Annotated in this window: 7 protein-coding genes; 3 read left to right on the top strand and 4 right to left on the bottom strand. The window is 66.6% G+C overall.

Annotated elements, in window-relative coordinates; genetic code table 11:
• The first annotated feature begins 34 nt into the window (after positions 1–34).
• Entirely contained in the window at positions 35–799 is a 765-nt protein-coding gene (locus ACW179_RS09280; RefSeq protein WP_492064003.1) for an IclR family transcriptional regulator, read from the top strand.
• Positions 800–803: 4 nt separating this feature from the next.
• On the opposite strand, the gene ACW179_RS09275 is transcribed toward ACW179_RS09280, so the two are convergent.
• Positions 804–2,723, bottom strand: coding sequence for a sialate O-acetylesterase (locus tag ACW179_RS09275; protein WP_492064002.1), 1,920 nt, complete (start codon positions 2,721–2,723; stop codon positions 804–806).
• Positions 2,724–2,865: 142 nt separating this feature from the next.
• Positions 2,866–5,343 carry a glycoside hydrolase family 3 N-terminal domain-containing protein gene (locus tag ACW179_RS09270; protein ID WP_492064001.1) on the bottom strand — a complete coding sequence of 826 codons (2,478 nt, stop codon included), beginning with the start codon at positions 5,341–5,343 and terminating at the stop codon, positions 2,866–2,868.
• Positions 5,344–5,564: 221 nt separating this feature from the next.
• Between ACW179_RS09270 and ACW179_RS09265 the strand changes: the two genes are divergently transcribed.
• Both ACW179_RS09265 and ACW179_RS09260 read left to right on the top strand, forming a co-directional pair.
• The gene (locus tag ACW179_RS09265; RefSeq protein WP_492064279.1) at positions 5,565–7,469 is read left to right on the top strand and encodes a glycoside hydrolase family 97 protein; all 1,905 of its coding nucleotides are present in this window, start codon (positions 5,565–5,567) and stop codon (positions 7,467–7,469) included.
• Positions 7,466–9,097, top strand: coding sequence for an alpha-L-fucosidase (locus tag ACW179_RS09260; protein WP_492064000.1), 1,632 nt, complete (start codon positions 7,466–7,468; stop codon positions 9,095–9,097). Before ACW179_RS09265 ends, ACW179_RS09260 begins: the two co-directional genes overlap by 4 nt.
• On the opposite strand, the gene ACW179_RS09255 is transcribed toward ACW179_RS09260, so the two are convergent.
• Both ACW179_RS09255 and ACW179_RS09250 read right to left on the bottom strand, forming a co-directional pair.
• Entirely contained in the window at positions 9,075–10,361 is a 1,287-nt protein-coding gene (locus ACW179_RS09255; protein WP_492063999.1) for a hypothetical protein, read from the bottom strand. The two genes, ACW179_RS09260 and ACW179_RS09255, sit on opposite strands and share 23 nt — an antisense overlap.
• A 1,111-nt stretch (positions 10,362–11,472) precedes the next feature.
• The gene (locus ACW179_RS09250) at positions 11,473–12,294 is read right to left on the bottom strand and encodes a flagellin (protein WP_492063998.1); all 822 of its coding nucleotides are present in this window, start codon (positions 12,292–12,294) and stop codon (positions 11,473–11,475) included.
• Positions 12,295–12,417 lie beyond the last annotated feature (123 nt).

Genomic DNA, 12,417 nt, shown 5'->3' with positions numbered 1-12,417 from the left:
ACGACGCAGCGATTCTATCGGCTATAGATAGCTCATGACCGAGACCGAAGACTCCGATCGGAAGTACCGCGCCCCCGCCCTGGAAAAGGGCCTGGACGTTCTGGAACTGCTGGCGGCCCATGGTATGCCGCTGACCCTGTCACAGATCTCGGCCGCCCTGGATCGCTCGGTCAGCGAGCTGTTCCGCATGGTCCAGGTGCTGGAGTTTCGCGGCTATGTCGGCCCTGCCCCCACCGGCGAGGGGCTGGTGCTGACCAACAAGCTGTTCGCCCTGGGGATGACCCGCGCTCCGGCCAAGGACTTGCTGGAGGCCGCCCTGCCCCGCATGCGCCAGCTGTCGATGAGCATCGGCCAGTCGGTTCACATGGCCGTAGCCAGCGCCGAACAGGTGGTGGTGGTGGCCCGGGTCGAAGCGCCGGGCGATCTGGGCTTCTCGGTGCGCATCGGCTATCGCTGCCCGATTATCGAGGCGAACTCGGGCCTGGCGCTCTACGCCTTTCAGCCCGACACCATCCGCACCGTGTGGCGCGCCCGACTGGAATCCCTGGTCCAGACCGACGCCTGGGATAGGTTCGAGGCCCAGGCCACCCTTGCCCGCACGGCGGGCCACGTCCGCGCGAACAGCGCCGTGGCCAAGCAGATCGTCGACCTCTCGGCCCCGATCATGGACCACGAAGCCGTCGCCGCAGCCCTGACGGTCCCCTATGCCGAAACCCCGACCGCCATCCCGATCCTGGAAACCATCGCAGCCCTGAAGGCGGCGGCGCGGGAAATTTCGGCGGAGCTCAGCGGGAGCTGACCCCCTATTCCACCTGTAGCTCGAACGGCGAGGCCGGCAGGCGATTGGCGCCGTAGAGGTTGAGGAGCGGGCTGTCGGCCCAGGCGAAGCGCACCTTCAACGAAGCCACAGGGGCCGCGATGCGGACGGTAGCCCCATCAACGCTCGCATCCACAAAGCGACAGGCGGAGGCGTCGCACAGTTCAAAACCCGTCGGGCGGGCCCCGCCGAAGACCACAAGCGGCTGGTCGAAGCTGATCACCACAGCGTCCCCGTCGCGCTTGGCAGCCAAGGGCGCAGGGCCGGCGGCGTTCAGGGTCGTCTCGCCATAGGCCAGCTTGCGGGCCAGCAGGGCCAGGCGTGCGCCGACCTGCTGCTTGTTGGTGGGGTGAATGTCGTAGATGTCGCCCAGATCCACGGCCGAGGCCATGCCGACCTTCGGATCGGCCGCAGCGGTGCGCCGCTGCACATCGCGCAGAGACGCCCACCCGGATTCAACCGGCTCGGACTGAAAGGGCCCGAAACTGGCCAGTTGCACCATCAGGAACGGCAGATCCGGCGCCTGGAACTCCCGCCGCCAGTCAGCGACCAGGGCCGGCATCAAGCGGGCATATTCGGAGGCCTCGGCCGCATTGGCCTCGCCCTGATACCAGGCGATCCCCTTCAGGCCATAGGGGAGCAGCGGGGCGATCATGCCGTTGTGCATGGTGGTCAGACCGCTGGAGCCCTGCCACGGCGCCTGGGGCGGCAGGCCGGTGGCCGAAAGCTGGGTCGAAACCTTGTATCGCCAAGACGCGCCCAGCGGAACGAAGCCGCCGTCGTCCAGCTTGAAGCCCTTCTGCGCCGCCGGCCCCCAGGCGCCGCCGCCGCCGCCCAGATCGATGGCACGGATGGCGATGACGTTGCGGCCGGCCTTCAGCACGCCCTTTTCCAGGCGATAGTCGCGCGGGGTGTTCCAGCCCTCCTGCGAGCCGACCGCCTTGCCGTTGACGAAGGTGGTGTCGATATCGTCGATGGGGCCCAGCGTCAGCACAGCCCCCTGCGCGGCCTGGGCGGCCGTGAGCGTGACCTCGGCGCGCAGCCAGATCGTACCGTCGAACGTGGCCAGGCCCGGTGCCTTTTCCCAGAAGTTCTCGGCCGGAAGGGTCGCCCAGCTGTGATCGTCGAAGTCGGGTCGACTCCAGGCCTTGGCATGCGGTTCGCTGCGCGCCGCCCAGCGGTCCAGCATGCCGCCCCAGCGCGCCATGCCCAGCTCTTTGGACTTGGCATAGTCGGCCAAAACCGAGAGCCCCTCGTCATAGGTCTTCAGCGCTGCCAGCCCCTCGCGGCTGATCCAGAACTGGATAGCCGAGCCGCCCCAGGTGGCGTCGATCAGGCCTACGGGAACGCCTGTCGTTTCCTTGATATCGCGGCCCATGAAGAAGCAGGCGGAGGCAAAATCGCGGGCGCTCTGCGGCGTCGAAACCCGCCAGATCGACTCCTTGGGCAGAGCCGAGGTCGGGGTCGGCAGGGTGATACGGCCGATTTGCAGCAGGCGGATGTTCGGATCGCCGGCTGCGCCCACCTCATAGTCACCGTTCAGGACACGCCGCAGCGGCATCTCCATGTTCGACTGGCCAGAGCACAGCCAGACATCGCCGACCAGCAGGTCGGTCAGGGTCTGGGTCTGCTGCCCCGCTGTGACGGTCAGGGTCAGGGGCGCGCCCGGCTCGCGGGCCGGCAGGGACGCCGACCACCGGCCTTCGGCATCGGCCGTTGCAGATGCGCTCTGACCCGAAAGATCGACCGCGACAGCGGCCCCGGCCGGTGCCTGACCCCAGACCCGGATCGGCTGGCCGCGCTGCAGCACGGCGTGGTCGCTGAACACCGGGGCCAGCAAGGCCTGTGCCGAGGCGGCTCCGGCCAGGGCGGTGAAGGCAGCCGTTATCAGGAGCAGACGTTTCATGGAGAAGGTGTCCTATGATTCAAATCATCCCGGACGCCTCGCAGTGGCGATCCGGGATGACAGGAAACTCAGCAATTGTTGCGATCCCGGCTCTCCCTCGGCTTTGCCGGGTTCGGCCGGGATGACCGGTGGGTGCTAGGGCCTACTGCGCCTTGGCAGGGCAGACCGCACCGGCCGGATCGGTGGTCAACTTGACGCCCTGCAGCGAGATCGTCAACGACCCTGCCGTGCCCAGCAGGAAGGGCTCGACGACCTTGGTGACGTCGGCTCCAGCAGCCGCGAAGCACTTGAGCGGAACCTTCAGGCTTTTCCACTCGCCCACCGGCGCGGCGTTCAGCACCGGCGAGACATCCACCTTGCCGGAGCCGATCGACAGGGTGACCGGCGCGGTCGGCTTGGTATCGACGCGATAGTCGACCAGCAGACCCATTTCGGCATTGGTCTGGAAGGTCAGGTCCATCGGCTTTTCGCCGGCCAGGGCCGCCGTCGACGGTGCGGCACCCGAGAACACGATCTGGCGACCGGCCTCCTGCACGCCGCCGGCATCGACGGGACGGATCTGTACCGCCGTGGTCGGCAGCAGCTGGAAGCTGAACGGCGCCACGGTCTTGCCGCCCACGAAGTAGTTGCTGGTGTTGTCAGCCACCACCGTCACGCCCGGGACTTCCGAGAGCTTGGGCAGCCGCACCTTGTCGCGATAGGTCAGGCCGTAGCCATAGGCGAACAGCGGGTCATAGCGCTTGTCGCCGCGATTGAGCGACGTCTGGGCGGCCGACTTGGGCCAGCTGAACGACAGCTTGCCGTGGAAGTCGTTACGCGGCTTGCCGGCACCATCGCCGATGATCACGTCAGCGATCCCGCCACCTTCCGAGCCCGGCAGCCAGGCGTTGACGAAGGCGTCAGAGGCGTTGAGCTCGGGGTTCACCCACAGCGGACGGCCGGTCAGGAACACCGCCACCACCGGCACGCCGGCGGCCTTCAGGCGCTTGAGCAGGGCCAGGTCGGTCTTGTCGCCAGGCTGGTATTCCAGGGTGGCCAGATCGCCCACGCCCTCGGCATAGGGATATTCGCCGAACACCACCACGGCCACGTCGGGCTTGGCGTCGAACTTGCCGTTCACGTCCAGCGTCGCCTTGCCGCCGCCGGCCTCGACCGCCTCCTTCAGGCCCGACCAGATCGACTGGCCATTGGGGAAGTCGCTGTTCTTGTTGTCGGTGCCCTGCCACGACAGGGTCCAGCCGCCCGACTGGCGGCCGATGTCGTCGGCGCCCGAGCCGGCCACCAGCACATTGGCCGAGCTCTTGATCGGCAGCACGCCGTTGTTCTTGAGCAGCACGAGCGACTTGCGCACGGCCTCGCGGGCCAGGGCGCGGTGCTCGGCATTGCCGGCCACATCGGTGCGACCTTCCCAGGGGCGAGCAGTCTTGAACAGGCCCAGCTTGACCTTGACCCGCAGGATGCGGCGGACCGCATCGTCGACCCGCGCCTGCGAGATCTGGCCCGACTTCACCTGGGCGACGGTGTTGTGGAACAGGTCCTTCCAGCTGTCGGGTGCCATATACATGTCTACACCCGCATTGGCGGACTGGGGGCAGGACTTGGGCGTACAGCCCTCGACCTGGCCGTGGCCGTTCCAATCGCCGACCACGAAGCCGTCAAAGCCCATGCGGCCCTTGAGCACATCGGTCAGCAGGCTGGCATTGCCGTGCATCTTGATGCCGTTCCAGCTGTTGAATGAGGCCATGATGGTCATGGCGCCGGCATTGATGGCGGGCACATAGCCCTGGGCGTGCAGACGGATCAGCTCGGCCTCGCTGATCTGGGTGTCGCCCTGATCGTCGCCGTCCTTGGTGCCGCCGTCGCCCAGGAAGTGCTTGGCGCTGGCCGCGACGTGGCCGTGCTGCAGAACCTGGCCCTGGCTGACCGCGCCCTGCAGGCCCAGGATCATCTCGCCGGCATACTGGCGGACGATCTCGGGATCTTCCGAATAGCCCTCATAGGCCCGGCCCCAGCGGTCGTCGCGGGGCACGGTCAGGGTGGGCCCGAAGGCCCAATCAAATCCTGACACCGCTGTCTCTCTGGCCGTAGCAACACCGATGCGGCGGATCAGCTCAGGATCCCGCGTGGCGCCCAGGGCGCTGTTGTGCGGGAACAGCACCGCGCCGACCATGTTGCCGTTGCCGTGCACGGAATCGATGCCGAACATCAGCGGGATCTTCGTGCCGCCTTCGCGCGTCTCGGCGCCGGCGCGGAAGGCCCGCACGGTGTCGACCCACGGACCGATCGGCGAGCGGTCTGGCGCGCCCAGCGGCGGCGAGCTGCCCCCGGCCAGGATCGAGCCCAGCGGATAGGTCTTGAGGTCTTCAGGCTTGATCGCGCCGGTGTCGGCCTGAATCATCTGACCGACCTTTTCCTCGAGCGTCAGCTTGGCCAGCAGCGCATCGACAAAGGCTTCGGTCTGGGGATCGATCAGGCCCTGGCTCTTGGCGGCGGGCCACATCGACGGGTGGGCCGTGGCCTTGCCGGTCGGAGCCATCACGGGCTGGGCAGAGGCCGAGACGGCGGCGCCCGTCAGGAGGGTCGTCGCCAGAAGGGCGACCGAGAAAGTCCTGGTATTCATGCTCCCCATTCTTCTCTTCTTCCGACCCGGCAGGTCGGTCACTTGATGGTACCGGTATCCTATCGCTGGACTGGGCTGTCTGCACAGTCTATTTATGTGATAAATACGCATAAATTGCTGATCTGGGAGGATTCATGCCGGTTTGCAAACGAACCATGATGGCCGGCGTAACGCTAGCAATTATCGGCGGCGGATCGTCTCTGGCGGCCGAACAGACGCTGATGTCGCCCGACAAGTCTCTGGTCGTCACGGTTTCGGACACCGGCGGCCAGGCTCGCTACGCAGTCTCGCGCAAGGGCGAGACAATCCTGGCACCTTCGGGCCTTGGCCTGGTGCTCGACCAGGGCGGCCGCCTCTCCTACGGCGTGACCCTGACCGGCGCGACCCCGGCCAGCGTCGATCAGACCTATGACCTGGTGGTCGGCAAGACCCGCACGGCGCGCGACCACTATAACGAGCTGGCTGTCGATTTCGCCGAGCCGGGCGCTGCGGGCCGCAAGCTGAAGGTGGTGTTCCGCGCCTATGATGACGGCGTCGCCTTCCGCTATGTGCTGCCCGACCAGCCGGCCCTGGCCGGCGTGGCGATCCGCAACGAGGAGACCCGCTTCGACTTCGCGGCCGACAATCGCTGCTGGGCGCTGAATCTGGGCAAGTTCGGCACCTCGCACGAGGGCGAGTATGACCCGGTCAAGGCCTCCAGCTTCCGCGAGCACAACCTGCTGGAACTGCCGGTGGTGTGCCAGACCGACGGCGGGACCAGCTTCGCCATCGCCGAGGCCGACCTGAAAAACTATGCCGGCCTCTATCTGACCGGACGCGGCGACGGCGGGCTGGGCCTGCAGGGCAAGCTCTCGCCCCGGCTCGACGATCCCAGGACCGCCGTGCGCACCCGGATCGGCACAGACACGGTCTCGTCCTGGCGGGTGGTGATGGTCGGCGACACGCCCGGCGATCTGGTCTCGTCCAACCTGATGACCAGCCTCAATCCGCCCACCGCCCTGACCGACACCCGCTGGATCAAGCCGGGCAAGGCGGCCTGGGACTGGTGGAACGGATCGGTCGTGGCCGGGGTCGACAAGCCCGGCATGAACACCGCCACCATGAAGGCCTTCATCGACTTCGCGGCCGCCAACAAGCTGGAATACATGCTGATCGACGACGGCTGGTATGTCGGCTCGGGCCAGGCACCCGCCGTGCTGCCGGGCACCGACATCACCCGCCCGATCCCCGAGATCGACCTGCCCGGCCTGATCGCCTATGGCGCGCAGAAGGGCGTGGGCATCATGGTCTGGGTGCACTGGAAGGCGCTGGACGACCAGATGGACGAGGGCCTGGCCGCCTATGAGGCGCTGGGCATCAAGGGCATCAAGGTCGACTTCATGGACCGCAACGACCAGCAGATCGTCGACTACTATCACCGCCTGCTGACCAAGGCCGGCCAGCACAGGCTGATGGTCGACCTGCACGGCGCCTATCGCCCCACGGGCCTGATCCGCACCTATCCCCACTACATGACCCAGGAAGGTGTGCTGGGGGCCGAGTACAACAAGTGGAGCAGCCGGATTACGGCCACCCACAATGTCACCCTGCCCTTCACCCGCATGCTGGTGGGGCCGATGGACTACACCCCCGGCGGCTTTCGCAATGTGACGCCCGCAGCCTTCAAGTCGCAGAACACCCTGCCGGTGGTGCAGACCACGCGCGGCCAGGCCCTGGCCATGTATGTGGTCTATGACAGCCCCCTGACCATGGTCTCCGACAGCCCGGTGACCTATGCCGCCTCGCCCGCCGGTCTGGACTTCATCAGCGCCACGCCCACCACCTGGGACGAGACCCGCGTTCTGTCGGGCGAGATCGGTCAGTTCATCGTCATGGCCCGCCGCAAGGGCGCCGACTGGTATGTGGGCGCGATGAGCAACGAGGCCGGCCGCACCGTGAAGGTGCCCCTGAGCTTCCTGGGCGCCGGCGGCTTCGACGCCGACATCCGTCAGGACGGCGCGACGCCCACCGATCTGGTCCAGAGCGCGCGCAAGGTCTCGGCCAAGGACGCCCTGACCCTGAAACTGTCCCCCAGCGGCGGCGGCGTCGTGCGCCTTAGCCCCGCCCAGCAGAGCCCTGCACAATGACCCTGACCCGCCGCACTGCCATCACCGCCGTCGCCGGCCTGGCCGCCACCCCCGCGATGGCCACGCCGGTCCTGGGCAGGAGCAAGGGCCCTTTCCAGGGCAGCTGGGACTCGCTGGCCGGCGGCTATCAGACCCCTGAGTGGTTCCGCGACGCCAAGCTGGGCATCTGGTCGCACTGGGGTCCGCAATGCGTGCCCGAGTTTGGCGACTGGTACGGCCGCCAGATGTATCAGCAAGGCAACTATGTCTACGAGCACCACCTGAAGACCTATGGCCATCCGGCCGATTTCGGCTTCATGGAGTTCATCCCGCGCTGGAAGGCGCAAGCCTGGGACCCGCAGGCCCTGATGAAGCAGTATGTGGCGGCGGGCGCCAAATACTTCATGTCGATGGCCAACCATCACGACAACCTCGACATGTTCGACAGCCGCCACCAACCCTGGAACACCACCCGGGTCGGGCCCCGGCGCGACATCGTCGGCATCTGGGAAAAGGTCGCCCGCCAGCATGGCCTGAAGTTCGGGGTCTCCAACCATGGCGCCCACGCCTGGCACTGGTGGCAGACGGCCTATGGCTATGACGCCGAAGGTCCGCGCAAGGGCCAGCGCTATGATGCCTTCCGCCTGACCAAGGCCGACGGCCGGGGCAAGTGGTGGCAGGGGCTGGACCCGCAGGCTCTCTATACCGGCCGCAACATGGTCATCCCCGACGGGATCGACAGCATCGCTGCGGCCAATGCCTGGCACGACAAGAACGACGGCGAGTGGATCGAGACCCCGCCGCCCAACAATCCGGGCTTTACCAAAAACTGGCTGCTGCGCCAGAACGACCTGGTCGACCGCTACCGGCCCGACATGGTCTATTTCGACAACTACACCCTGCCGCTGGGCCAGGCCGGCCTGGACGCCACCGCCCACTATTACAACAGCGCCGTCGCCCGCCATGGCGTCGCCGACGTGGTGGTGACCGGCAAGAAGCTGTCGGCCTTCCAGCGCAAGGCGATTGTCGAGGACGTGGAACGCGGCTTCTCCGACCGGCTGCGCGACGAGCCGTGGCAGACCTGTACCTGCATCGGCAACTGGCACTATGACCGGCCGCTGTATGACCGGGACGGCTACAAGAGCGGCCGCGACATGATCCAGCGCCTGATCGACGTGGTCAGCAAGAACGGATCCCTGCTGCTCTCGATCCCCCAGCGCGGCGACGGCTCCATCGACGACAAGGAAGAAAAGGTGCTGGCCGACATGGCAGGCTGGATGGCCGTCAACAGCCCCGCGATCTTCGCCAGCCGCCCCTGGCGTATCTATGGCGAGGGCCCGACCCGCTTCGTCGAAGGCATGCAGAACGAAGGCGCCGCCAAGCCCTTCGAGGCCGCCGACATCCGCTTTACGACAAGGGCCGGCGACCTCTATGCCCTGCCCATGGCCTGGCCTGAGGGCGACGTGACCATCACCAGCCTGGCCACCTCAGGCCCGACCAGCGCCGGCGAGGTGGCGCGGGTCGAACTGCTGGGGTCCAGCGAGCCGCTGGCCTTCACCCGCGACGCTTCTGGCCTGACCGTGCGCCTGCCGGGACCCCGGCCGACGTTTACGCCGGTGCTGAAGATCAGCGGGCGGGGGCTGGTTTAGGGGCGTCATGCGCCCCCAGCACGGTGGAGGCCGACAGTTCCGGGGCCACAACGGCCAGGTCGTAGCCGCGGATCAGCGCGCGCCATTCAGGCGTCAGGGCTTCCAGATCGGTGCCGCGCAACTGGCGCAGATCCACCAGGAACCAGTCGCCCGGCGGCGTGTCCGCTGGGCGAGCCAGCATCACATCCTTGGGCCAGTCGCTGCCCTTGCCCGTGGTCGTATCGAAGTTTTGCACGGTCACCGGGCGGCCGACCCCGGCATATCCACCCAGCGCGCCTTTCGCGCCGGCGACGACGATATGAAGGGACTTCACGCCCTCTCCATCGGCATGTTCAGCGACGAAATTGCCCAGGTCGCGCTGACCGAGCGGGTTATAGCCCTTGTAGAGATGGTAGGCGCCGAACTTCATCAGAAGGCGCGCCTGCGGCGCCTCGGCAAAATGCGTCGTCAGCGTCCGCTTCATCAGGCGCGCCCTGCGCCCGTTCGAGTCGCCGGTGCGGGTTCGCGAGCCCTGATAGATGGCGCGCGTTTCGCGCAAGGCGGCAAACAACGCCTTGGCCCGTTCGCCGCCGTCCTGGTCGATGGCTGTGCCCGCCTGATCCAGCGTCGCATCCGTAACCTTGAGCAGGAACAGGTCGAAGGGTGAGCCGGAGGCCAGAGCGGCCTGCGTCGCCGCCCGCTCCTGTTCGGCCAGGGCCTTGATCTGGGCGCGGGCGAGCGGTCCTGGACCGGCCGCCAGCATCTGTTCGAACAGATAGCCGCTCGCGCCGAAGAATTCCTGGTCCAACCCCCACAGCTTGAAGTCCGGCCCGGCGGCCCCCGCACAATCGGCGGCCGTCTGACCTTCGTCACGGCCGTTGAGGAAGGCCATGGCGTCGGGATGAGCGCGCATGAAGTCGGAAATCTGCTGTTCCCGGTCCGGCGCTCTCAGCCGTGCGTTGACCACGCCGGCCGCCTCCGGTCCGATCTCGACGACCATGGCCGTCAGGCCGCCGGGTGCCATCAATCGACAGATGTTCGTGGTGAAGGCGGGGATCTCGCGCGAATGATGGCTCTCGCCGATGAGGACGTACCGGCTGGCGCCGATCGCCTCTGATAGGATCGCGGCTCCCGGACCTGAAATGCCCTGCGGCCGGACGGCCAGCGGCACCCCCGCTTGCGCCAGGCGCTCAACGAACGTGGGCGGCTTGGCGGTCTCGGCGTGGGCGGAAGCCGCGCACAGGCTTGCCAGCGCCAAGCCGACCACAAACGGTTTCATATCCATATCGCTCACCCCTGCTGTGTGAAGCCTCCTTGCAGCGATCTCTGAAAACCAAAAGTTAAATCGTGGCCACCGTTCTCCTCGCGGCCTGAATTCGGGTGCAGAAATCGGGCCGGCGTCCGAACCCGGACATTTCAAGGTGATGTGAAGAATAGTCTGCGGAGGCCGGAGTCGGATGAGGGGTCTCGCCGTGGGATTCAGGGAGGGCTGTCGCCGGTGGGGCAGGCTGGGAAATGGGCAAGATGGCCAGCGCCGCAGGCCCCCACCTGACCGGCTGTCGCCGGTCGTCCGCCCCCCGCCCCCCTCAGTCGGCTTCGCCGACAGCTCCCCCGAAGGGGAGCATGGGGGCGGATGTCTTCATCTTCCCCCTCTGGGGGAAGACGGCTGCGCAGCAGGCCGTAGGGGGCAAGTACGGGGATCCAGCCTCCTCCATCCCCGGCCCATCGCCCACAAAACTCAGCCCAATCAACGCCCTAAAAAAGTACGAGCGGGCCCATCAGACGCGCTCAAAACGCCCCGCATAATCATCCCACCTGACAGCACGGGAAGGGCGCACGTACGGCGACCGTTGCGGCTGTCAGGGGTGGTCGAGCGGGTAGCGTCCCGGCGGCCGTCATCTGGGGCCTCAAGCGCCCGGTTTTCGAGACGTGGTCTGTCCCTCCAGGGAAGGCGGGCGTTTCGGATCGGGGTTTGGGATCAGTCCCCCAGGCGGCGTTCCGGTGGAAACGCAACAGGTCCGGGCTGAAATCGCCTGGACGGTCTGGGAGCAGCCAAGCTCCCACCCGCCGGGGGCCTCATTGGGAGCGGGTTAAGACCCCGCGCCTCCAGGGCTTCCGTCCGAAGACCACGCGGAGCGCTCGTCTTCGTCGAAACGGTACTTACTACCCACTCAATTCCGGGCGAGGCCCGGGCGCTCCGCGACCCTTCCCAACCCTTCAGCGGCGATCCGCGTAAGGCGGCGAAGCCATGTGCGAAGCTCCTCCCCCTTCAGGGGGAGGATCTCTCACTTCGTACCGCCCAAGAAAAAAGGGGCGGACACGAGGTCCGCCCCTTTCAGGTCGCAGCCGTTGTTGCGGCCAGGGGTCGAAGTCACCCGGCCGCGCGGCTGTCGTCTTTAGCGGAACAGGCTCAGGATCGACGAGCTTGAAGAGTTGGCGATCGACAGGGCCTGGACACCCAGTTGCTGCTTGGTTTGAAGCGACTGCAGCTTGGCGCTTTCCTTGGCCAGGTCGGCATCCACCAGGTTACCCACGCCGGCTTCCAGGCTGTCTTGCAGCTTGCCGACGAAGGTCAGGTGGGTGTCGAGACCGGTCGAGTTGGTGCCCAGCGAGGCCAGCTTGTTGGTCGCCGTCTGCAGGGCCGTGCTGACCGTGGTGATCATGGTCTTGGCGGCGGCCGCCGTGGCGAAGGTCGAGTTCGCGGCCAGGCCGATGCCGGCCAGGGTCAGGGTCTGGGAATTGACCGTGAAGCCCGAACCGTCGTTGTTGGCCAGGAAGGTCAGCTTGGTGGTGCTGCCGTCGGCGATGCTGACGCCATTGAACTTGGCGTTGCTGGCGGCCTTGGTCACCTGATCGCGCAGGGACTCAAAGTCGGCCTTCAGGGCGCTGAACGAGGCGGTGTTCAGCGAGGTGTCGGAAGCGGCCAGGGCCTTTTCCTTCATCTTGCCCAGCAGGTCGGTGATGGTGTCGCCGGCGGCCAGGGCCACGTCGATGGTCGACTGACCGCGTTGCAGCGAGTCCTTCACCGAGTTCAGAGAATTGGCTTGAGCCGACTGGTTCTTGGCCGTGGCCCAGATGGCCCCATTGTCCTTGGCGCTGCCCACCTTTTTACCGGTGCTGATGCGCTGCTGGACGTTGGCCGTCTCCATGTTGGTCGAGTTCAGGTTTTGTAGCGCAATCAATGCGCCGCTGTTCGTGTTGATACTGTTAAGCGCCACGAGCATGACTCCATTTCGAGGTCTCCGGCGTCGTTTTAACTGCCGGCGGGCATTTTACCCGGCAAAGACCATGCAGTAGCGACCTTTCAATTTGGTTTAGGACATAGTGCCGCAGGGTTAATA

It is taken from the genome of Caulobacter sp. AVps18, from assembly GCF_058681425.1.
This window is presented reverse-complemented; position numbering and strand designations above follow the sequence as displayed.